Source organism: Winogradskyella pacifica (genome assembly GCF_003386275.1).
Classification (GTDB): Bacteria; Bacteroidota; Bacteroidia; order Flavobacteriales; family Flavobacteriaceae; genus Winogradskyella; species Winogradskyella pacifica.
On record NZ_QREI01000004.1, the window covers coordinates 211651 to 235817 of the forward strand.

At 33.7% G+C, this 24167-nt stretch carries 21 protein-coding genes and 1 pseudogene; 3 read left to right on the plus strand and 19 right to left on the minus strand.

The window, feature by feature from the left end; genetic code table 11:
* Nucleotides 1-23 precede the first annotated feature (23 nt).
* On the plus strand, nt 24-1577 hold the full coding sequence (locus DFQ09_RS10440; protein WP_115810064.1) for a hypothetical protein: 1554 nt from the start codon (nt 24-26) through the stop codon (nt 1575-1577).
* Between the two features lie 144 nt (nt 1578-1721).
* The gene (locus tag DFQ09_RS10445; protein WP_115810065.1) at nt 1722-2408 is read left to right on the plus strand and encodes a peptidoglycan DD-metalloendopeptidase family protein; all 687 of its coding nucleotides are present in this window, start codon (nt 1722-1724) and stop codon (nt 2406-2408) included.
* On the opposite strand, the gene DFQ09_RS10450 is transcribed toward DFQ09_RS10445, so the two are convergent.
* Nucleotides 2405-3691, minus strand: coding sequence for an APC family permease (locus DFQ09_RS10450; RefSeq protein WP_115810066.1), 1287 nt, complete (start codon nt 3689-3691; stop codon nt 2405-2407). The two genes, DFQ09_RS10445 and DFQ09_RS10450, sit on opposite strands and share 4 nt — an antisense overlap.
* 66 nt (nt 3692-3757) lie before the next feature.
* Between DFQ09_RS10450 and DFQ09_RS10455 the strand changes: the two genes are divergently transcribed.
* Nucleotides 3758-4714 (plus strand): lipid A deacylase LpxR family protein, encoded by a 957-nt coding sequence (locus DFQ09_RS10455; protein WP_115810068.1) that lies wholly within the window; start codon nt 3758-3760, stop codon nt 4712-4714.
* Here the strand turns inward: DFQ09_RS10455 and DFQ09_RS10460 are convergent.
* The 18 genes and pseudogenes from DFQ09_RS10460 to DFQ09_RS10540 all read right to left on the minus strand — a co-directional run bounded on the left by DFQ09_RS10460 (nt 4711) and on the right by DFQ09_RS10540 (nt 24108).
* Nucleotides 4711-5127 carry a hypothetical protein gene (locus DFQ09_RS10460; RefSeq protein ID WP_115810070.1) on the minus strand — a complete coding sequence of 139 codons (417 nt, stop codon included), beginning with the start codon at nt 5125-5127 and terminating at the stop codon, nt 4711-4713. The two genes, DFQ09_RS10455 and DFQ09_RS10460, sit on opposite strands and share 4 nt — an antisense overlap.
* Before the next feature lie 55 nt (nt 5128-5182).
* Entirely contained in the window at nt 5183-7090 is a 1908-nt protein-coding gene (locus tag DFQ09_RS10465; protein WP_115810072.1) for a S9 family peptidase, read from the minus strand.
* Between the two features lie 331 nt (nt 7091-7421).
* Entirely contained in the window at nt 7422-7979 is a 558-nt protein-coding gene (locus tag DFQ09_RS10470) for a hypothetical protein (protein WP_115810073.1), read from the minus strand.
* A 114-nt stretch (nt 7980-8093) separates the two neighbouring features.
* Nucleotides 8094-9131: a RelA/SpoT domain-containing protein gene (locus DFQ09_RS10475; protein ID WP_115810075.1), complete on the minus strand. Its 1038-nt coding sequence runs from the start codon at nt 9129-9131 to the stop codon at nt 8094-8096.
* Between the two features lie 151 nt (nt 9132-9282).
* Nucleotides 9283-10296, minus strand: coding sequence for a hypothetical protein (locus DFQ09_RS10480; RefSeq protein WP_115810077.1), 1014 nt, complete (start codon nt 10294-10296; stop codon nt 9283-9285).
* Nucleotides 10230-12080, minus strand: coding sequence for a hypothetical protein (locus DFQ09_RS10485; protein ID WP_245940347.1), 1851 nt, complete (start codon nt 12078-12080; stop codon nt 10230-10232). Before DFQ09_RS10485 ends, DFQ09_RS10480 begins: the two co-directional genes overlap by 67 nt.
* Before the next feature lie 147 nt (nt 12081-12227).
* A pseudogene (locus tag DFQ09_RS19190) lies at nt 12228-12389 on the minus strand (cold-shock protein); the annotation flags it as partial.
* A gap of 536 nt (nt 12390-12925) precedes the next feature.
* Nucleotides 12926-13564, minus strand: a complete 639-nt coding sequence (locus DFQ09_RS10490) for a porin family protein (RefSeq protein ID WP_115810081.1) — start codon at nt 13562-13564, stop codon at nt 12926-12928.
* A gap of 145 nt (nt 13565-13709) precedes the next feature.
* Complete coding sequence (locus DFQ09_RS19195) at nt 13710-13811, minus strand: PLDc N-terminal domain-containing protein (protein WP_115810363.1); 102 nt, start codon at nt 13809-13811, stop codon at nt 13710-13712.
* Between the two features lie 180 nt (nt 13812-13991).
* Nucleotides 13992-14555 (minus strand): helix-turn-helix domain-containing protein, encoded by a 564-nt coding sequence (locus tag DFQ09_RS10500; RefSeq protein ID WP_115810083.1) that lies wholly within the window; start codon nt 14553-14555, stop codon nt 13992-13994.
* 267 nt (nt 14556-14822) lie between these two features.
* The gene (locus tag DFQ09_RS10505; RefSeq protein WP_147298345.1) at nt 14823-15296 is read right to left on the minus strand and encodes a hypothetical protein; all 474 of its coding nucleotides are present in this window, start codon (nt 15294-15296) and stop codon (nt 14823-14825) included.
* A gap of 370 nt (nt 15297-15666) precedes the next feature.
* Complete coding sequence (locus tag DFQ09_RS10510; protein ID WP_115810087.1) at nt 15667-16347, minus strand: hypothetical protein; 681 nt, start codon at nt 16345-16347, stop codon at nt 15667-15669.
* A gap of 321 nt (nt 16348-16668) precedes the next feature.
* The gene (secA, locus tag DFQ09_RS10515; RefSeq protein ID WP_115810089.1) at nt 16669-20025 is read right to left on the minus strand and encodes a preprotein translocase subunit SecA; all 3357 of its coding nucleotides are present in this window, start codon (nt 20023-20025) and stop codon (nt 16669-16671) included.
* 156 nt (nt 20026-20181) lie between these two features.
* Complete coding sequence (locus DFQ09_RS10520; RefSeq protein ID WP_115810091.1) at nt 20182-20496, minus strand: GIY-YIG nuclease family protein; 315 nt, start codon at nt 20494-20496, stop codon at nt 20182-20184.
* Between the two features lie 227 nt (nt 20497-20723).
* Complete coding sequence (locus DFQ09_RS10525; protein WP_008272287.1) at nt 20724-20945, minus strand: DUF2795 domain-containing protein; 222 nt, start codon at nt 20943-20945, stop codon at nt 20724-20726.
* 330 nt (nt 20946-21275) lie between these two features.
* A complete protein-coding gene (locus DFQ09_RS10530) occupies nt 21276-21851 on the minus strand; it encodes a cob(I)yrinic acid a,c-diamide adenosyltransferase (protein WP_115810093.1) in 576 nt (191 codons plus the stop codon).
* Nucleotides 21852-22480: 629 nt separating this feature from the next.
* The gene (locus DFQ09_RS10535; RefSeq protein WP_115810095.1) at nt 22481-23167 is read right to left on the minus strand and encodes an ABC transporter ATP-binding protein; all 687 of its coding nucleotides are present in this window, start codon (nt 23165-23167) and stop codon (nt 22481-22483) included.
* A gap of 170 nt (nt 23168-23337) precedes the next feature.
* On the minus strand, nt 23338-24108 hold the full coding sequence (locus DFQ09_RS10540) for an O-methyltransferase (RefSeq protein ID WP_115810097.1): 771 nt from the start codon (nt 24106-24108) through the stop codon (nt 23338-23340).
* Nucleotides 24109-24167 lie beyond the last annotated feature (59 nt).

The following is a 24167-nucleotide window of genomic DNA, read 5'->3' on the forward strand; positions in this document are numbered from 1 at the left end:
TATGTCAAAAAAAATCAAGACTTATGAACACCATTAGAATTTTAGTAATGTGCCTTTTAACCACGTTTGGTTATGCACAAAAAAAGATGACTAAAACATCACAATCTATCAAAGTGAACAAAGAGGTCGTTGTCGATTTAAACACCAGTTATGTTGAAATAGAAATAGATACATGGAACAAAGATGTGGTGGAGGTTGAGGCTTATATTGAAGGTGATAAATTATCTGATGCCGAATTAAAAGAAGCTTTAGAAAACTGGAATTTAAAAGTAGAAGGCTCTAGTAATAGGGTGCTTATATCTTCAACAGGAGGAAGTAGTTCTAGTTTATTTCCGCATTCAGAATATTCTAATGCCTTAAAAGAATTAGAGTACCGATTAATCGAATTACCAGAAATGCCAGAAATGCCAATGATGCCAATGTTACCAGAAATGGTAGAAATACCAATGGTGCCAGAGATGCCAGAAATGCCAGTGATGCCAAAGTTACCGACCTTACCAAAAGGCATTATGACTATAGAATTTGATTATGATAAATATCAAAAAGATGGAGAAAATTACTTAGCAGAATGGAGTAAAAAGTACGAAAAGAAGGGTGGTAAGGAATTTCAGAAAAAAATGGAAGACTGGGCACGGAAATTTGGGGAGTCAGGATACCAAGAAAAAATGCAAAAATGGGGAGAACAGTACGGTGAACGTTTTGAAGGGAAATGGGCCAAAGATATTGAGAAATGGGGTGAGAAATTTGGCGAAAAGTACGGTAAGGATATGGAAAAATGGGGAGAAGAATTTGGAGAGAAATTCGGGAAAGAATGGGAAGAAAAAATGGCAGCTTGGGGAGAAAATTTAGGGAAACAAATGGAGGAGCGCTCTGAAGCCTTGGAGAAGAGAGGTGAGTCAATGGAAAAACGCCAGGAAGCACTTGCCAAACGACATGAGTATTTGGCGGATAAAAGAGCGTCTATTTTGGTGAAGCGATTAGAATCAGGAAATAATAGTAAAGTAAAAAAGGTGATTAAAATTAAAATCCCTAAGAAAGCAAAACTAAAGACTAATATTAGGCATGGTGAATTAAAAATAACATCTGCAATACATAATATGAAAGGTGATATTTCACATTCATTTTTAGTAGCAGAATACATTGATGGAAGCGAAACTTCCATCAATGTATCCTATTCTCCAGTAATGGTGAATACTTGGAATTTAGGAACTTTAAATCTCAATTTTGTAGATAAAGCTCAGATTAAAACGGCTCAAAATTTAGTGCTGAATTCTAAATCGTCTAATGTAACAGTTGGCAATTTAATAGACACGGCTATTATTGATGGAAGTTTTGGTGATTTAACGATTTCTAATTTAAGTGCGACTTTTAAAAATCTCAATTTGGTTTTAGAAAATAGTGATGCGCTTATTAATTTACCAAAGGATATAGATTATACCCTTTATTTTAAAGGCAACCGTTCTAAGTATAATAATAAAGCAACGACGCAAAAAACACTTCGTAATTATCCTGATGGACAGAATTCTAACCGAAATATTATGGTCAATGCTAAGTTTAGTAATGTGATTATTAATTAAAGCGTAATTATAATGTCAGTTTGCGTGTCGTTGACATCTAATTGTTTATTGACTGCGACGAATCTTCGATTTAAAATTTATTATTCAATTCACATTTAGTTTTCCATGAGATAGATTTTCTATTTTTATGGAAATTTTGTTTTTATGTCATTTCTCACTTTCGAAGCCTTTTTAAATTCACTCCAACCACATTCGTTGTTGGATGCTGATCGTACTTCTAACGATTTTATTACACTCGATTTATCAATTCATAATCCGGAATTAAAAGCTGTTAACGTGGCTTCTTCAGATGATTTAGAACATTTTATTTGGAAGCATATCAAAACCAATGGTGCCAAAATCGCTTATGGAGGTTACATAGAAAAACGTGGCATCTACCAACGCAGCACCTATTTTAATCAACAAAATCCTGAGGAAGAACGCAATATTCACTTAGGTATGGACTTATGGATAGGGGCTCATACTCCAATTTACGCTCCTTTAAATGGAACGATTCATAGTTTTAAAAACAATACCAATCATGGAGATTATGGGCCAACCATTATTTTAAAACATCATATTGAAGGCCTTGAATTTTATACCCTATATGGGCATTTAAGTTTGGCATCAATTCAAGATTTAGAAGTTGGAGTAGAAGTAACTCAAGGAGACCAAATCGCAACACTGGGAACGGCGGAGGTTAATGGCGATTATCCTCCTCATTTACACTTTCAGATTATAAAAGATATTCAGGATTTTAGCGGAGATTATCCAGGCGTGAGTAATCAACTCAATTTAGCCTTCTATAAAGACAACTGTCCTGATCCTAATTTACTTTTAAAGCTGTCTTAGCTTTTTCTTCGCTTTTCAGAAGTTTTATAAATCCATTCCGCAATAAAACATAAAGCAATAATTGCCACAGAAACGAGCACACCTGTAAGGTTCGATTTGTACTGTTGATTAATTAATATAACCAAAGCTAATACGCAAAGTGTACAACCAACGATCGGAATTATTTTATTACTACTCGTGTCTTTAGAGGTTTTAAAACCCACAAAATTAACGATGCCAAAAATGATGATGAACCCAACGCTTCCTGCTGTAGATATGCTTTCTAAATCTAAAATATTCACTAAAACTAAAGTTGCAATAGCTGTGACTAGTAAACCAATAGGTTGATTCCAAAGTTTAGACGTAAAGTGATGTGGTAATTCATCATCTTCTGCAATTTCAAAATTAACACGACTACCTCCATACAACGATGCATTGATAGCAGAAAATGTAGAGATTAATGCTGCAATCGTAATAATGGTAAAGCCTATTTGTCCTAACATCGGTTTTGCTGCTTCTGCCAACACGTAATCTTCTGCCGTGGCAATGGTATCAAAAGGCAATGAGCCAACGGTGACTATGGCAATGATAATGTATAACACAATAACGAAAATGACAGAACCATAATATGCCCTTGGGATGTTCTTTTTAGGGTTGATAATATCTGGAGCTGCATTCGCAATAAGTTCAAACCCTTCGTAAGCCACAAAAATCACCATGCCTGCTGCAAATAATTGTACTGGAGATTCCCAATGCGAAATAGCCAATTGTGATAGGTTAGGATTTCCGATGAGACCATAAGCACCAACACCTATAAAGCCAAAAAGTATAATCAGTTTTATGATCACAGCATAAGACTCTATCTTTCCTACGACAGCAATGCTATAATAATTTATGGCAGTGGCAAGGATGATAATGGCGCTTGCATAAATATGAAAATCGACTGTTTTGTTTGAGGTCAACTCTAATAAATTAGGTGCATACGATCCAAAAGCAGAAGCGTAGAGCGAGAGCATAATAATATAGCTAATCCAGAGTAAGTTATTAATGGCTCCACTAAAAATAGACACGCCAAAACCTTGATTTATAAATTTTACAGTGCCTCCTCGGTCCGGATAGTGTTGCGATAGTTTGACATAACTATAGGATGTAATTAAAGCCAAAAGTCCAGCAAATAAAAAGGCTACAGGTGTTCCGCCTTGGGCTATGGATACGGCCAATCCGAGAACGGCAAAAATACCACCACCAACCATACCACCAATACCAATAGAAATCGCGTCTTTTAAACTTATTTTATCTGCCATATTTATTATTTTCTAAATCGAAAATTAAAGGTAAAACCATACACCGTGTATTCTCGTAAGTATTTTATGAGAAGACACTTAATCACCATCCTTGTTTTACTACCATTGGGCCTATGGGCTCAAAAAATAGATCATACGAGTTCCTATAGAGCCATGGAAAATGAGCGTTATTTCAGGTTTCATTATGATAATGATTACTTCGCTGCCACAGACGAAAACTACACACAAGGTTACAGTTTTGAACTGGTATCCCCTAAATTAGAAAAAAATCCTGTGAATTATGTATTTCTGAAACCTAAAGATGTCACCACAAAATACGGATTAGCTATAGAACATATCGGATTTACTCCAAATGATTATGTGAGTAAAGCGATTCAATTTGGAGATCGCCCTTTTTCATCTGCGATAATGTTGAAGAGTTTTGCGATAGCCACAGATACCATTCGCAAAAGGAGAATCTCACAAGGATTGAGTTTGGGATTAATTGGTCCAGGAGCGTTTGGTAAAGAAATGCAAGTTGGAATTCATGAAGCCACAGGAAATAAAATTCCTGGAGGTTGGGACAATCAGATAAAAAATGATGTGGTTGTAAATTATAGAATCGACTATGAAAAACAGCTTTATAATTATAACAATCTAATCACGTTACAAGCACAAACCACAGTGCAGTTAGGAACATTGTTTACCAATGCATCTGTGGGTTTTAATACGAGATTAGGCCTGTTTAACTCGGTGTTTTCGACTACCCAACACAAAAAGAATTTTCAAATTTACGCTTATGCCCAGCCAATGGTTAGTGTTATTGGTTATGATGCCACTTTACAAGGAGGTTTAATTAATACAGATAGTCCGTATACTATTGCATCAAATGAAATTGAACGATTGACCGCACAATTTAACTTCGGACTTGTGTTAAAAACTAAAACGCTTTATTTCGAATATACCAGATCTGCCATCACCAGAGAATTCGAATCTGGTGCCTCCGCAAAATGGGGTGGTATTCGGATTGGGTTTACGTTTTAAGATACATCAGACTTATTAGTTTGAGAAGTTGCTAAGAAATGGCCAATAAAGAAACCAATAATAGCAAATAGCCCATCCGAAAGTGTAAACCAAAGTTCTTTAGGTAGCATAACAATATTAAAAAATGTAGCAGCAAGCATTAGCGCTCCAACAATATAACTTGGTATCCTACTTTTTTTAGAAATTAAAGCAGCCACAAACATACCTGTAACAATACCTAAAAAGTGGGCAATGACTACAAATATCTTTGCACCCATTGGTATTTTATCCATGTTACTGCTAAGCCATTCTAGATCCATCGCATTGGCTCCTTCGGGCAGAGGGAATAGACTTTGACCAATTAGAGATTCAAAGATATAAACCGTTACAGATGCTGCAATAAAACCAATTATGGTTGCTAATATATTTCTCATTATGGACGTTGGTTAGTTATAATAAATTCAATTTATGCTTAAAAGGTATGACATATTATAAGGTTTCCTTCAACCACTTAAAAAATTCGTGTTGCCAAACTAGTGCATTTTGAGGGTTTAATACCCAATGGTTTTCTTCAGGGAAATATAATAACTTACTTTTTAAACCTAGCAGTTGTGCCGTTTGGTAAGCAGCTAATCCTTGCTCAATTGGCACACGATAATCTTTTCCACCTTGAATAATTAACATCGGAGTATTCCATTCTGCCACCTTGTTTACAGGATTAAATTCATTATAAGCCTTTTGTGCAGCTTCATTGGTTGTATCCCAATAGTCGCCTCCAAAATCATGGTTCACAAAAAATAACTCTTCTGTTGTACCATACATACTTCTGGTATCAAAAACACCATCGTGAGAAATGAATGTTTTAAAGCGATTGTTATGAATCCCTGCTAAATAAAACACAGAATACCCACCAAAACTAGCACCAATAGCACCCAATCGGTCGTTATCTACATACGGTTCTTTTGCGATAGCATCAATAGCAGAAAGGTAATCGTCTATGACTTGGCCTCCCCAATCTTTACTGATGTCGGCATTCCATTTTACTCCATGTCCTGGCATACCACGACGGTTAGGAGCCACAACGATATAGCCTTGCGACGCCATGAGTTGGAAATTCCAACGGTACGAATAAAACTGAGATAATGGAGATTGTGGACCACCTTGCGCATATAATAAGGTTGGGTATTTTTTTGTAGCATCAAAATTAGGAGGTAGAATCACCCAAACCAACATTTGTTTCCCGTCTGTTGTAGTGACGTAGCGTTTCTCAACTTTTGGTAAATCGACACTATTGTATAAATCCTTGTTGATATTGGTTAGTTGGGTAAAGCTTTTCTTTTTTAGATTGAAACTAAAAATATCAGCCGCATGGTTCATGTCTGTTCTTGTCACCAATAAAGTATTGTCTTTTTGAGCGATAATACTCGTCACATCAAACTGACCTTTAGAAAGTTGTTCTACTACCGGAGCGATACGTTTTTTACCCGGATAATTCACTTTAAAAAGTTGAATAGTCCCATCTACAGGTGCTGTAAAATACACATGATTTCCGTCGTTACTCCATGTAAAACTTCTTACGGTGCCATCCCATTGTTGGGTTAAATTCTGTTTTATGTTGTTGTTTAAGACAATGATATCATTTTTATCACTTTCGTAACCATCGGTTTTCATTTGTAACCAAGCTAGCGCTCCAGTTGATGAGAACGCCGGATTGGTATCATACCCTTTGTTGTCCTCTGTAATGTTCTCCGTGGTTTTAGAATCTAGATTGTATTTGTAAATATCCGTATTGGTACTCGTAGCGTAGGCTTTACCTTTAAGTTTTTTGCTGACGTAGTAAATGGCTTTACTGTCTGGCGACCAGATATAATCTTCATCACCACCAAACGGTTTTTGAGGTGTGTGGTAAGGTTCGTTAGGCATAATGTCAATGCCTGTGGCATCTTCTGATCCTACTTTTTTATAAAATAGGTGATTAAAACTACCATCGCTCCAAGTATCCCAATGGCGAATGTCTAAATCTGAAAATATATACACATCAGATTTGTCTAAATTCTTATAAACGTCTGTGCCTTTAATCGCTTCAATTTGAACCTCAGTATTAAACAATTCATGGTTGCCATCTGTCGATACATTTTTGTCTGTAGCTTTAACATCTTCCTTTTTGATTTCGACGATCGTGCCACCGTCTACAGGCATTTTAAAGTACTTGGAATCGTAACTATTGTCTTCAATGTTTGGTGTTTTTACAGTAAAAAATAGGGTGGTTCCTTCGCTATCTAAACCCATAACACTAAGGCGTTCTACTTGCCATAATAATTCTGGGGTCATTGTTTTTTGTGCGATCATTAGGTTGCTAGTCAGGATTAATGTGAAAATAAGGAGGGTGTTTTTCATAATGGCTATTTCAATAATTTACAAGTGTAAAGTTAAGAAGATTTTTCCATTGCAAGGAACGGTATTGTAAGACTTCTGTGGTTGTGCAACAGGTTTATGAGTTGAGTTAATGTGTGAATTATTAGTGATTTGGGGTAAAACCGCTCAAGACCTTGATATGACTCGCTTTAACCTTGCTTTAACCATAATATAAGCATGTTATAACCACGCTATAACCTATATTTTGAGATGTGTGTTTTTTGCATGAAAAAGGGAGCATTTTAGTATAACGCTAGTTTGACTTGATGAGTTAAGTGATTAATTTAGAAAGGCAGTTTAACAGCTCATTTTATTATAACGGAAATGTGATTCCTACCGCCATAGCTCCAACAAACTGCTTAACAGAAGGTTGAGAGTAATAGGTAAATCCTAAATCGACATTATTGTTTTTTCCTAATTCTAGTCCGAATGCAATAGGGATGTGATAGATGATGCCGCCTTTATCACTATAATCGTAGTATGTGAAGGTTTCAAATTTACCGATAGACGCTCCTATTCCTAGTTCAAGATAGGGTGCTACCCAAGGAATTGGTGCTCTAAGTCTCGCTTTTCCGCCAAGTAAAAAGGCTTTGGATTCTGCTTTTTCATTCGTAGGATTGTTATTTAAATCTTTACCATTGGAATTTGTTATGATCATACCAGCATAAGGTCTTAATTCAAACCAAGACGTCACTTTTAATACGAGTTCCCCTTGTAATAAAAGACCACGATCAGCTACATCATCCATACTATTATAAGGGACACTAATGCCTAAACCGATGAGGGCATTTATTGATTTTTCCTTTATAAACTGTGCGCTTAGGATGTTTGAGGTAAGAACTACTATGAATACGATTAAAGTTTTTTTCATAATTTGTGGTTAGGTTTTAGTGTATGGATGGTTGGGTGTTTTATGGAACTAATTTAAGGAATGAAATATTTAATGCGTGTTATTTTTTTGCCATAGTACTTTTGTTACCATACGCTATTTTACTAAATTCCAATCTTTACAGTTCTGATTCATTTTTTCCAAAGCAGCAATGAATTCCGATGTGTCTAAAAAATAACTAGGATATGCTTTTTTTAATGATTTCATTGATATAGAAGAAACTAATACAACAGCATTTTCTGATTCTTCTATACTTTTTTCTAATTCTAAATATTCGTCAGTTGCTTCTTCAAATTGAGTTTTTTTAAATGTCGTAATATTCACAAACATTTCTTTAATATTAATGTTTATGATGTAATAATCTCCTATATAATTGTCGATTTCAATTTGCCTTGCAGAAATACGTAAAGCTTTTAAAATTGGAATTATATTTAGTTTTTTAGTGAAGTTATAGCATTCAACCATTAAATTTTCCATAGTTCTTTCCGAATGCTCCTTCAAAACAGGAAGCTTTTCTTTTATTGCAAATAAAGAACTAACAATTTTAAAAAAGTCTAGCCATTCATCTGGTCCTTGACTAGATTTTAAAGAGGTTTTAGTTAATATTCCAGCAGTCTCAACTGCTGTTGCCCAATTGTGTTGAAGTTTAGTTCTAATTTGCAATTCCAATAATAGACCTTGATATTTGTCAATTTTTGAGTTATATATGTAAATGAAATGGACACTGCGATAACCAGATTCTTTAGGTCTTTCTACATAGTCTACAACTCTTTTTAATTTATGATTGAGTTTGTTTTTGTCGAGAATTTTCTTGAGTTTAGCTAAATCTTTGGTGTCTTTTAGTACAGCTCTAAATCCACCTATGTCTTGCATTCCACCAAGTCCCATGCTCTCATTCAAATCAAGTTTATATTCAATTGATGTTAGACGTTTTAATCGTTGAGAAACAAGAATTGGTTCAATATTTTGTTTTTCCGTTATCCGTAAAAGCGCATTTTTCATGACATTTAAAGGGTGAAGGTGATTGGCTCTCCATTCGTTAATTTTTTCAAGCGCAGTATTTCTAGCTTCAATCGATTTTGATGAAAGAATTAACAGACCTGCTTTAGATATTTCTTTTTTACTGAATGTCATTTTTAATGTTTTCTAACGGTTAGTATATGAAAAGTAGGCGATTTCGAAGTGCTAAACTTTCGGTTAAGCACAAAGTCCGAAGCGAGTCGAAAGACTTGAATTTATTGCGATTTCGCCTGTTTTTTGTGTGTATTATTATGGGCTTTTATTTTTAGAATGGGAAATTATCCTCTTCGTTATTATTTCTGTTCTGCTGATAAACCGGATAATCGTCTCTTCTCCGATTAGTTTTTGTCCATTTTCTATCAAGCCATTTAAACTTATCTAAATCATATCCAACTTTACATTCTGTACATTGATAAGTGTTTTCATTTATTTCCGTCATCATACCTGAACACTTGTAACAATAATATTCCTTCTTTTCTAAGTGTCCATTTTGGTTTTCAACATTATCTATTAATTCTTCGTGAATATAACCGCCTACTTTGTTCAAATTGGCTAATCTTCTTTTGAATAGATCTTCTGAGCAACAAGTGCCACAATTATGACAAATGAAAAGGCCGTGTTTACACCTCTCTGAAATTCTACTATCTATTATAGTTTTGCACTCGCCATATAAACAATTATTTAAATAAATTTCTTCGTGTTTTTTAGAACAAGTTTTTTCTATGCAATAAAATCTAATATCTCTAAATAAAGCAAAATGAGAAGTGTTTTTTGGATATATTAAATTATTACATTCTTCGCAGTAAAGTCTTTCCAAAAGTCTGTTAAAAGCATTAATATGGCCCAAAAATTTAAAATAATCACCATCTTCAATAAGGTCTATGCCATTATTTTTACTAATGTCAATTTTAAGTATGCGTAGAAAATCTAACAAAGTATATTCTTCCCAAATGTCTTTATTTTGACTTGATAAAGTGTTGTCAAAATCTTCTGTCGTATGACTGTCACAAGAGTTGTTAAAGCATTCTTGGTTACAACACCACCAAAATTCTCTTTTAAATTTGTTATGTTCTTTATTAGCTTTTCTGCCTTCACAGTAAACTATTCCCGAAGGAATATTTTTTTTTGAAGAAACCTTTTTCCCTTCACGTATATTTCTTGTAAACTGAACTAAGTGAATGTTGTTATCATAATGTTTTCTGTCCTTTAGTTCTATGAAGAATCTATTTTTTTTGCAAATAAATAAACATCTTCCTTGTTTGAGGAAGGAACTCCCCAATGATTTTTATCAGGATTCCATTTTCTATTTGGTATCTTTTTTACTTCTTCTTTTAGATTTTCAAAGTTTGGGTTTTTCTCAAAATAAGTGTAACTACCATAATAATTTTTACCTTCTGCTTGTCTTCCTGGTTCAAATTCTATAGCATAATAAAATTGACCTTCGCCATAAAAAACTTGGGTTATTTTTCCTACCGTATTCCAATCCCAATCGGCCGTTAATCTTCCTTTACATTTATCAAAATAATGCTCAATTTTGAATTTTTTATCACTGTTATTTCTCAAATCTTTTAGAATCAAATCACTTTCGAAAACAAAGTTTCCTGTTTTTACATAAGACTTTAAACATTCAATTATTATATGAGTAGAAATATCAAGAACAAAATCGTTATTGTACTGCTCATTCGATAAATACAAGTCCACATCTGCTCTTAGTATCTCATCAAGTTTTTCTAAATCGAAATCTATCTGTTGATTGTGTTTTAAATAAAATAATCTTTTGAAAATGTTTACTTGGTCATTTGGCTTAAAGTAAATAAACTTTCCTTTTAGTGTTTCAAAATCGAATTCTTCAATAATTTTTAAGTGCCATAAAATTAAAGGAATACAAGTGTTTTGTAATGAAATTAAAGAACTGATAGAATTGTTATCAATTGAAATAATTGATTTAATAGAATTGTATAAAGTGTAAAAGTCAAATCGACTATTTATTGTTTTTGTTTCTTGGATATTTGAGAACAAAATTTTCTTCGCAGCTTCTTTTGATATTGTTTTTGTCAGTAACCAATCATCTAACTCACGGTAATAATCTTCATTATGATTTAAGTATGTGTTTAAATGATTTTCCGGAAGAATCATACCTTTTTTTAGTTTCCAGAAAGCAAAGTATTCTTTTTCCTCTAAGCGATTGAATATAAGTTTATCATATTTTTCAAATAGTTTGATAGAATGAAATTTAGATTTATCTAAAACTATTTCGTATTCATCTAATTTTAATAACTGTTCTAGTACAATATCTATTTGCTCGGTATTGGAATTCTCAAAATTCAAGAAATATTCTAAATCATTTGCATTTTGTTCTTTGACTTTTGTTTTTATAAAATCATTATTTAGTTCTAATAGGTTTTCATTCCAACTGTCTATTACTATTCTAAACGAACCATTTTGTATGATTTTTTTTTCAAGTTCTTTTTTTATTGAATTTATAATCTCATCATCTAAAAAAGTTGGCTGTTCAGAAATTATTTTTTTTAAATCCCAAATAGAGATTATTTCGTTTTTTGTTGAATCATCTATTTTTTGATTTACTATTTCAAGATAATGTGATTTCGCAATTTTTGTTATGTCCCTTGTTATTTTTGTTCTGAGGTTTTCGGTATCAATTATTTTAAAAATTTGGTCAAAATTTAGGAAATCTAGAAGGTTGAAATTTTCAGCTAAGTTTCGTGCTTTCTTGATTATAATAATGTTTCTTGTTTCAATTTTTTGAATTGATTTTAACTCTACTATTTCAATTTCCTTGTAACAATGTGTTAATATGGAATCGCTTGGTTCAAAATCAGTTAAAATTTTCTTTTTCCAAAATTGAAGTATTTGAGTATTACTAAGTTTATTAATTCGAAAATTTATAATTTTAAGAAGAAGAGTTTTGAGATTGTCAATTTTTGTATTTTGATAAGTTTTATAAATCCAATTATGTTTTTCGAGAAGTTCACTTTCTGATAGATTTTCTATTCCTTCAATGAAAAAATCTTTCACTATAGAAATATCGAAATCAGCATTCAATGAGTTGAATGTAAGTTGAAGTAAATTGAATTCAGAGTATTTTACCTTTACTATAAAATTATGCTCTTTAATAGAGAAAAGTGTTTGCCAATCATTTGAATTGTTTTTATTAAAATATTTACAATCTAATGCAGTATTCTTATTTCTTTGAAACCCAACATTGAATAGTATTGGTATTTTGTTTTCAGTATTGAGGTTTCTCGAATCTTTCCAATTTGAAATATGTAAAAATACTTCATTGTTGTCGGCTGTTTTTATCAGTCCGAATCCTTTACTATCATCAAACCATTCTATTAATCCAATTTCCATTCTTTAAGTTGGTCTGTTTTTTTTAATTGCCCATAATTAGTTATAAGAGCACAATCATTCTAGTTATCCCTTTTTTCATTCCAGATAACAAGCGCAACAGCACTCCATTCTTCGTTTATAAAACTAAGCAATACTTTGCTAAGTTTAGTACGTAACTTTACGTACATGTTCATAAAAATAAGATAGTTATGAGAGTTCTGATTACTGTTTTCCGTAATGGCATAAAAAAAAACTAAGCGATTGCTGAGAATTTTAGGTGTTGTTTGTAGGTGTTAGGTGGTTTTTGAAGCTATCTAAGTGATACTTTGTTTTTATTGTAGATCTCTAAGTGGCGTGTAAGATCTTTGTAAATAGTATGATGCTTGGTTATAACGCTTCTCGATACATGCCGACAAAAAGGTCGGAACACTCGAAGTGCCATACAGGAAGCTGTTAATTTTTTTTGTTCTTTGAAGACCTAACAACTACCGTCAGTTTCAGTGTTTTGAGTAGGTGAGAGGCAAGTACTTACGAATCGCCATTGTTATAAATGGCTTTTACAAGTTATATTCAATTCCGAAATTGAAAACAAACGATTTAATATCTTCTCTTTCTATTAGTCCGGTAAATGCTCTTATGTTTAATGATAACGCATCTGATACATCATAGCCTGTACCTAGGCATACGCCAAAATCGAAATTAGCATTCCCTTTTTTTATAAAACTGCTATCGTTGCCATCTAAAAGAATTTGAGACGATTGTAAGTTTCGGTCTATAATAAATCCGAATTGCGGGCCACTTTCCATATAAAAAGCTTCTGAAAAATAGAGTTTTATGGGTAGGGGAATTGAGATGGTGAACTCATAGACCTGATATTCAAAATCAAATGTGCCAGTGTACGGTAATGGGTTACCATTAAAATCTGTGATTGGATTATCTTTCGTATTTATTTTACTGCCCTGTAGCGCAAATAGAAGTTCGGGTTGGAATTTCATTTTGTCGGTTATTTCAATTTTATAGAAGCCACCAATATAAAATCCAACTTGATAGTTGTAGTCTCTTAAATTTTGATTTGGGGTATATTTCCCATAGTTAATACCTCCCTTGATGCCGAAATTGGCAATTTTATCTTGAGCGATAATAGTGGCATATGAAAACATGAAAAAAACTAAGAAGGCTGCTTGTAGTTTGTTCATTTGTAGTGTTGCTTAATTGGTTGTGAAGTTGTTGCGTATGATTAAGCACCTAATTTAGTAAATAAAAACCGAATATAAAATCCGTACATATTTTTGTAAGTGGGGGAGGACTAGCCATTAATTATACACCGTATGAGCCCAGTGGTCATACTTTTTTTCTACCTATAAAATAATAAAAAATCGAACCAATATTTAAAAACGTAATTAAAATAATAGTCCAAAATGTTTTTTGTTTAGTTTCTTTGATTTATTTATTTCAATAACTCCAAGTATTAAAAAAAGCAAAGTTAAAATAACACCTATAAATAAAAATGAGTTAGCAAAGCTCGAATTGTAGTTCAATTTTAGAATGCTACCAATTAATGAAAATATTAATGAGCCTATAAAACTTGTGTGGATAACTATTTTATTTTTCATTTATTGACTATTATTTAATGATTTGAATTAATTTAGGATATGACTTCTGAAAGTTGTTCTTTCTTATTTTGATTACAGCTATAATTGGTAGTATTATATTTAAAAGGTATAATCCGATAAAAATATACCCTAAGAAGCTAAATTTTTCATAATGCATTATTTTTGTTAACGCGTATCCAATAATTATTATCGATGTTACGAAAGTCCAAATAATTTGAAAATTTAAAACGTTCGCACCACTATTTTTTAATCCAATAATTTTATCCTTTTTGGTCAGCCATAAAATCAATGGTAGTATGATGTTACCTATAGGAATAACTAAAAAGGAGAGCACAGAAAGATGAAAATATGTTAAATAGGTTTTATCAATCTGTTTGCCATAATCGAGAATATCCTCAGTGTTTATTTCTAATACTTTACAAATTAGGTTAAGTGTTTTTCCACGAGGTTCATTTTGGTTCGTTTCTATTCTTTGAATGGTTCTTAGATTAATTTTTGCTAAATCGGCTAACTCTTCTTGGGAAAGACCTTTCATCTTTCGCGCTTCTTTAATTTTTTCGCCTATTTCGTTCATCGTTTGTCTTTTAATAATATATCACAAATGTAATTCTGAAATGATATAATTGATAGCGGTTTGATTGCGACATTTTTACGACATTTATGTCAAGTAGCTGGTTTTTTAGGGTTTAATTGATGCTAGCGCTTCTTGTGTATTATTTTTCCGAGTTTTAAGCACCTATTTTGCAAATACAAACCGTATAGAAAATCCTCTAATTTTGGTAAGTAGGTTAGAACTATCAATAAATGATATATGGTGTTCGCAAATCGTTTTTATTCGTTTTTAGTTTTTTGAAATATTCGATTTTTCATCTAAAAGGCCCAAAAATTCAGCGAGAGGTAATTCAGATGCATTTTTTTTTGAAAATAAAATTTTAATAATGGAAAAATAACCAATACCTCCTAATTGAGTTAGATAATAACGTTTTAATACATTCGCCGAGTTTGTTTTAAAAAGATAGAAAGATCTCTGCTGAATTTCGAATGTTTTTAAATCAGTTATTGATTTGTATTCAACTCTGTTATTGTTAAAATAAACAGCGCTTTTTGAAAATTCTACTTTCTTTAAAGTGATAAATAAAGTAAAAGCTAGTATTGCTATAATCCAAGTTCCATAGTCCCAAAATCGACTTAAATTAAAAAATTCAGTTATTAAATAAGCCAGTAACAACACAAACCAAGAAAGGAAGTATTTTCTGAATATAATGTTAGATGATATTTTTTTTCGTTGTTCCATTGAAATCTCTTCTAATGTCAAATTTTGTTGTTGACATTCAGTTAATTATGTTTTTTGTCAGATTTGTCAATTTCACCAACATTTAGATTAATTTTTCACGATTCGTTAGCTCGAGGAATTAATCGGATTCTGATGTGGTAAATGTTTGCCAACTTCTCATAAGAGAACAATCCCTCACATGTCCCTTTTTTAATTTTGGATAACAAAAGATATAGCAATTCATCCTCAGTTTATAAAACTAAGAAAAACTTTACAAAGTTTAATACGTGACTTGACGTTATTTTAATGAAAATAAGAGCGTTGCAATACTTATAGTTACTGTTTACCGTAATGGCATAAAAAAAATCCTGATGTATTGCATCAGGATTTTTTGATAATATGACTTTGAGATCTATTTATTATGGTCTGCTAAAGGTGATATCATAATATGTGCGCGGTGTGTACCAGGATTCATAATCCAAGGATGGTTAGAGGCTACTGGTGCTTCTGGTAAGCCTGTAGATGCTGCTGTAGCCCAAGGTAAATATACCACATAACGAAGTTTTGCTTCATCTACTTTTGCTGTTGTAGGATCATACTCTGCTTTTGGTCCGGAATAGATGTGCAACGTCGCCCCTGTAGGAATATTAAATTTACCCGCTTTCATTTCTTCTTCGCGGATATCAAATATTTCTTGATGTTTTTTGCCTTCGGCTTTTAAGGCGCGTCCTCTTGCCATAAATGGGTCGAGGTCTTTGTGATAACAGGCAGCACTAAAGCCTTCTTTATTAGGGTCGTCTGCAAGAACAATAAATTCATTATCACCTTCTCTTAAAGTTACAAATTCACCTGCCATATTATAGCCAATCACTTTACAATTGGCTCTACTGGCTTCGGGTGCAGCCATTAATGCGGTTGCAATTAAGGCGTCGTCAGAATCTATCGCTTTTAAGTTTTTATTGGTTTCGGTTGGTGTTGTTTCTGTTGTGGTTTCCGTTGTATCTGAATCTTGAACGGTTCCTTTTGTTTTGTCTGTAGAATTACAAGACATTAAGAGTCCTGTGAAAATTATTGCTGGGATGAGGTGTTTCATGTTGGGTTTTTAGGTTGTTAGACAGTTAGATTATTAGACTGTTAGATTGTTAGATTGTTAGATTGTTGGATTATTGGATTTTTGGATTTTTGGATTGAATTGTTGTTTTTAAAGTTACTAAAATCTGATGAGATTAAGGAATATGAAGGTGGATGATTATTAAAGGAGCTGTTTTTTATTATGATGCTTCTCGATACATTCCGACGAAAAAAAGTGGAAATGTTGGAAGTGACGTTGCATATATCACAAAAAAATCCTGATGGGTTAACATCAGGATTTTTAATTCTATTAATGAGATTCCTGCGTCCGCAAGAATTTGTGTTATTCAACAATTACCCATTCTCCTTTTTCAATCAAAGGAATGGCTTGCTTGTATTTAACGTCTTTAGCTTCACCGCTCATAACATGTTTAATCGTTACTTTATCGTTACGACCAATTTTTGGTTGGTCTCTCACAATCGTTTCAACGACTTGCTGTTGTTGGCGAGAAGCGCCTTCACCAGCTTGTCTGTTTTGAGACGCACGCTCATCCAAGTTAGGAATGTCGTCTTTTTGTGTTTCAAGTTTTTCTTGCTTACGTACTCTCGCTTCTTGAATAGTGTTTGCTGTTTCTTGAGGAATTTCACCTTTAAATAAGAATGATATAACATCTTTATTTACAAGATCGATCATTGTTTTAAACAACTCAAAAGATTCAAACTTGTAAATTAATAATGGATCTTTTTGCTCGTGAACCGCTAACTGTACCGATTGCTTAAGTTCGTCCATTTTACGTAAATGTACTTTCCAAGCATCATCAACAATGGCTAAAGTAATGTTCTTTTCAAAATCATTAATTAATTGCTTTCCTTTCGTTTCGTATGCTTTTTCTAAATCCGTTACAACTTGTAAGTTTTTAACTCCGTCTGTAAATGGTACAACGATACGCTTAAATTTATCGCGTTGTGTGTCATATACATTTTCAATTACTGGGAATGCTAAATCTGCCGCACGTTGCATTTTCTCTCTGTAGTGCTTAAAGGCCGCTTTGTAAATAGTACCTGCAATATCAGTGGCGTTCATTTTTCCGAATTCAGATTCAGAAATAGGAGACTCCATTGAGAAATAACGAATCAATTCGAATTCAAAGTTCTTAAAGTCGTTGGCGTTTTTGTTGGTTTCAGCGATGCCTTCTGAGGTATCAAAAATCATGTTCGCTAAATCCACTCTTAAACGTTCACCATGTAAAGCATTACGACGACGCTTGTAAATCACTTCACGTTGCGCGTTCATAACATCATCATACTCTAATAAACGTTTACGCACTCCAAAGTTATTCTCTTCTACTTTTTTCTGTGCACGCTCAATAGATTTAGAAATCATACCATGTTGTATCACTTCTCCTTCTTTTAAGCCCATTCTGTCCATCATCTTAGCGATACGTTCAGAACCAAATAAACGCATTAGGTTATCTTCTAAAGACACATAAAACTGTGAGCTTCCTGGATCTCCCTGACGCCCAGCTCTACCACGCAACTGTCTGTCTACACGACGCGAATCGTGACGCTCAGTACCGACAATGGCTAAACCTCCTGCTTTTTTAACTTCGTCACTTAACTTAATATCGGTACCACGACCAGCCATGTTGGTAGCAATAGTTACTTGCCCAGCATTACCAGCTTGTGCTACAATATCAGCTTCTTTTTTATGTTGTTTGGCGTTTAAGACGTTATGATCTATTTTACGAATGCTTAACATCTTACCTAAAAGTTCTGAAATTTCAACGTTAGTTGTACCAATAAGAACAGGACGACCTGCATTAGAAAGGCTTACAACTTCGTCAATAACCGCATTGTATTTTTCACGTTTCGTTTTGTAAACTAAATCGTCTCTATCATCTCTAGCGATTGGTCTGTTTGTTGGAATTTCTACAACATCTAATTTGTAGATTTCCCAAAGTTCACCAGCTTCTGTAACCGCAGTACCTGTCATACCAGACAGTTTACGGTACATTCTAAAGTAATTTTGAAGGGTTACGGTGGCAAAAGTTTGCGTAGCAGCCTCAATTTTTACATTTTCTTTAGCTTCAATCGCTTGGTGTAAACCGTCAGAATAACGACGACCATCCATAATACGACCTGTTTGCTCATCTACAATCATTACTTTGTTGTCCATTACAACATACTGATTGTCTTTTTCGAATAACGCGTACGCTTTTAAAAGTTGGTTTAACGTATGAATACGCTCCGACTTAACATTGAAGTCTCTAAATAAGTCTTCTTTAAGATCTGCTTCTTCTTCAGATGATAAGCCTTTACTTTCAATCTTAGCAATTTCAATACCCATTTCTGGCATGACGAAGAAATCTGGATCATCTTTACCCGAAAGGAATTCAACACCTTTATCAGATAATTCAACTTGATTATTTTTCTCATCAATAACATAATAGAGTTCTGCATCTACTAAAGGCATTTCTCTGTTGTTATCTTGCATATAGTGATTTTCGGTTTTTTGAAGTAATTGCTTCACACCTTCCTCACTTAAATACTTAATTAAAGCTTTGTTTTTTGGAATACCTCTGTAAGCTCTCAATAATTGAAAACCACCTTCTTTAGTATCACCGGCAGCAATTAACTTCTTAGCTTCTGCTAAAACGCCCACTAAATATTTACGTTGTACTTCTTCGATAGCATTTACTTTAGGTTTTAAAGCATCAAATTCGTGCTCTTCACCTCTAGGAACAGGTCCAGAAATAATTAAAGGCGTACGTGCATCATCGACTAATACAGAATCGACCTCATCGACAATAGCATAGTGGTGTGGACGTTGTACTAAATCGTCTGGCGAATGCGCCATGTTATCACGTAAGTAATCAAAACCAAATTCGTTATTTGTTCCGTATGTAATATCTGCGTTGTAGGCTTTACGACGTGCGTCAGAGTTTGGTTGGTGGTAATCAATACAGTCAATACTCATACCATGAAACTGAAAGATTGGTGCCATCCAAGCGCTATCTCGTTTTGCTAAGTAATCGTTAACCGTTACTAAGTGTACCCCTTTTTCTGCTAATGCATTTAAATATACAGGAAGTGTTGCTACAAGCGTTTTACCTTCACCAGTTTGCATCTCTGCAATTTTACCTTGGTGCATCGCAATACCACCAATAAGTTGCACATCATAATGAATCATGTCCCAAGTAATAGGCTTCCCAGCGGCATCCCAAGAGTTGGCCCAAACGGCTTGGTCACCTTCTAAAGTTACATAATCATGAGCGCCAGAAATTTCACGGTCAAATGCATTTGCAGTTACCGGAATCTGTGTATTGTGCACAAAACGTTTTGCTGTTTCTTTTACAACTGCGAAGGCTTCTGGAAGAATATCGTTTAAAACACCTTCAGTTATGTCGTAGATCTCGTCATCGATTTTATCGACTTCCAAATACATATCTTCGCGTTCGTCAATATCTTCAGTAATCTTAGCTTTATCTAAAAGCTCGTCTTTTTTAGTTTGAAGTGGTTTCCTTGCTTCGGCAATTTTGGCTTTAAATTCAGCTGTCTTTGCCCTCAGTTCGTCGTGTGATAAAGCCTCTAATGCTTTTTCGAAAGTTTTTATTTTTTCAACAATAGGTTTAATTGAACTTACATCTTGTTTGGATTTATCTCCAACAAAAACTTTAAGCACTTTATCTAAAAATGTCATATTGATAAGTTTGTAACAGATTGAATTGTTTCAATCTTTGTATTAATTTCAGTTAGTTTGTTTATTCGATGTCACGCTGAGCGCAGTCGAAGCGCAATTGTACTTAGTTTTATTTAAATCACTTTGACTGCGCTCAGTGTGACAAAAAGGTTTTATTTATATACCATTATATTTATAATGCGTTGCATTTCTACATTCTGCTAAAATTTGCAACATCTTCGCATCTTCATTTATTAATGCTTCTTTTTTTGCTCTTGTCCATTTTTTAATTTTCTTTTCAAAATAAATAGCCTGAAGCACATCATTAAATTCTTGATTGAAAACCAATTGTATTGGTCTTCTTTTAAACGTGTAACTATCTCTATGTTTACCTAATTGATGTTCGTTATATCTTTTTTCAAGATTATTAGTAATTCCTGCATAATAGGAATCATCAGAACACTTTAATATATACACATAATAGAAATACATTATTTAGTTTTAATAATTTTACTAGATGTCAGCTTGAGACAATCGAAAACCTTTATAATAAGCACTTCGACAAGCTTCACTTGGGTGCCTTCAAAACAAAATATATTTCGTTTCTTGTCAATGCTCAGTGTGACATTATATTTCACATTTAAAATCGACCATCCGAAAATAAAAAAAGTCTCTCAGTTATGATAACGCAAGAGACTTTTTTGTGATAATTTTATATGTTAATATTCATCCTCATTCCAGAGGTAATCTTCGTCAGTAGGATAATCTGGCCAAATTTCTTCAATAGAGTCGTAAGAATCTCCTTCATCTTCTATTGCTTGTAAATTTTCAACAACTTCTAAAGGTGCTCCTGTTCTAATTGCGTAGTCAATAAGCTCGTCTTTGGTTGCTGGCCAAGGCGCATCACTTAAATAAGATGCTAATTCTAATGTCCAATACATAATTGCGTTGTAATTTTATTTTTTGCAAAAATAATTTTTTAGTTGAACAATCCAAGAAAAAATCACATTAATTAGCTGTTAACTTATATAAAATAATTTATCGGTCTTGCTGAACATTTATGTTTATGTGGTTTGAATGATTCAAACGTCACTTAAATAAATGTTTCATCAGTATAAAAAGAACGTGTAATGGTCAACTTTTAATTTCGGATTAAATTTTGCTGTTTTAATCCTGTGCTGAAGAGATTATTCATTCTCTCTTATTGATTTTTAAGGAATTCATGATTGCTATGCAGTTGCTTCGTCCTGCGTTCTCGCAATGGCATTAAATTAAGATTCTTTATTCGGAATCCATTTTATTTCTTCAGCTTGTAAGTCATGTGACAACTTCCGTGCCAACACAAAAAGGTAGTCAGATAGTCTATTAATATACATCAATGTTTCAGGTTGAAACGGTTCTAAGTCATTAAGATGCGACGCCAAACGCTCAGCTCTACGGCATACGGTGCGTGCAATGTGACAGAATGACACGGTTGTGTGCCCGCCAGGTAAAACGAAGTGCGTCATAGGAGGAAGGCTGTCTTCCATAAGATCCATTTCTTTTTCTAGTTTCTCAATGTCTTCGTTAGAAATCTTCGGAATGTTTAATCGTGCTTTACCGTTTTTTAATTGTGCTTTTTCAGGATCTGTCGCTAAAATAGCACCAACTGTAAACAACCGATCTTGAATATCCATCAATGTGTTTTTATACAATTGATCGATATCTTGATCTCTGATTAATCCAATATGCGAGTTAAGCTCATCAATAGTACCGTAGCTTTCTATTCTTATATGATGTTTTGGAACTCTTGTGCCACCGAAAAGTGCGGTTGTGCCTTTGTCTCCTGTTTTTGTATATACTTTCATGTAAACAAAGTTAAGAGTTATGAGTGGAATGTTGAGGGTTATGGGTTAAAAAATTATATGGTTTATGTGGAAAGTGGAAAGTTTTGAGGATGATGCAATAACCAAGAACCTAGAGTCAAGAACCAAGATGCAAGAGTCAAGATTAAAGATAAAAGAGAATAGATAAAAGATAAAAGAGCTTTTATTTATAAATGACGAATTTGAGCTAAAGGCTAAAGGCTAAAGGCTAAAGGCTTGTAGTTGTTGGTGGTTGGTGGTTGGTAGGGGAGAGACAGGATGTAAGAACCAAGAACCAAGAGTCAAGAACCAAGAACCAGGAGCCAAGAACCAGGAGCCAAGAGTTAAGAGATGAGAATAGAGAAAAAAGAGGAAAGAATATAGAGGAAAGAGAAAAGATTATAGAGGGTTTGGTTGTGGATTGATTATGTTGGGATAAGAGCTAAGAGCTAAGAGTCAAGAATAAAGAAAAGAGAGAAAATAGAGACAAGAGACAAGAGACAAGAGACAAGAATTTAGAGTTAAAAAGTTTCTATCTAAAAGTTTAAAATTTAGTTTTCAACTAACAACTAACAACTAACAACTAACAACTAACAACTAACAACTAACAACTAACAACTAACAACTAACAACTAATTAAACGTATCACTCTCAATAACACCATCTCGTAAACGAATAACGCGTTTAGCATGTGCTGCAATGTCTTCTTCGTGAGTTACCATGATAACTGTGTTTCCTGCGGCGTGAATATCACCAAAGAGTTTCATGATTTCAATTCCTGTTTTAGAATCTAAGTTACCTGTTGGCTCATCGGCTAGGATGATTGATGGTTTATTAACTAAAGCTCTACCTACAGCAACACGTTGCCGTTGTCCTCCTGAAAGTTGGTTGGGTTTGTGGTCCATTCGGTCTGCTAGTCCAACATCAGTTAAAACTTCTGTAGCACGTGCGATACGGTCTTTTTTTGAGAATCCGGCATAGACCATCGGTAAAGCCACATTATCTAATGCCGTAGTTCTTGGTAGTAGGTTGAAGGTTTGAAAAACGAATCCGATTTCTGTATTTCTAATGTCTGCGAGTTCGTCATCTGACATTTGACTTACATCATTTCCATTTAAGTTATATGAACCTGCCGTTGGTGTGTCTAAACATCCTAATAAATTCATTAGTGTCGATTTTCCAGAACCAGATGGTCCCATAATAGCGACATACTCGCCACGTTTAATGTCTAAATCGATGCCTTTTAGAACATGAACAATTTCTTGTCCTAATTTAAAATCTCTAATGATGTTTCTAATTTCGATGACGTTGGCACTCATGATTTTATGTTTTTTCTGTCACCTTGAGCGCAGTCGAAAGGTATTAAAAGTAGAATTTTATTTGGTTTCGACTGCGCTCAACCTGACATACGATATAGGTTGTAAATCTACCTGCAAGATAAAAGATTTTGCAGTGATTTATTTAATAAGACGCAAAACTTGTTGACTTGTTACAGTCTAATTTTAAAATGTTCTTTTGCTTGTTCTTTTCTGAAAAACACAAAACCCAAATTGAAACAATCTACCGTGACCGTTACTGCATTGTGATTTCTAATATAGTCCCATGCTTCCGTCATGCCCTTTGACCAGTAAATATCATCAAAGACAAAAACAGTGTCATTGTGAGCAGTAGGCAACAAGGCTTCAAAATATTGAATAGTAGCTTCTTTGTTGTGATGGCCATCGAAAAAGATGAAATCGTAACTGTTGTGTTTTAAATCGGGGGTCTTATCTGCAAAGTTTCCGACTTCAAATTCAATATTGTTTATGTTAAGCTTTGTAAGTTGAGATTGTGCAAATGTAGAGGTGTTTAAGCAGCCTTCTATGGTCGTGATTTTTGCGGAATTATTTGCTAATGCCATAGCATAGGTTCCCATTCCTATTGACGTTCCTAATTCCAAAATACGCTGAAACCCGAAGTATTTTGAAAGTCTGTATAAGAGTTCTGAATCTTTTTTAGAACTGCTAGACGTTTTTACCATTTTACTAACCTTACGTTGGTTAGCGTCTAAAACCTTTGAGCCTTCACCTAAATCTATAATATCCAAAATGGCACTAGAGTTTTCTAAGGCTTTTTTATAAAGTTTTAGTTTAGCGTAGGCGTCATGGTTGGTTTTATCATAAAGGCATTTGGTTACAAAATTATAGACAAAAGGGGAGTGGACACCATGTTGGTTGGTGGCTTTTGAAAGGAATTTTAGGTATGCTTTTATTTGGTACACTTTATTAGTTTCAGAGTTTCAGAGTTTCAGAGTTTCAGAGTTTCAGAGTTTCAGAGTTT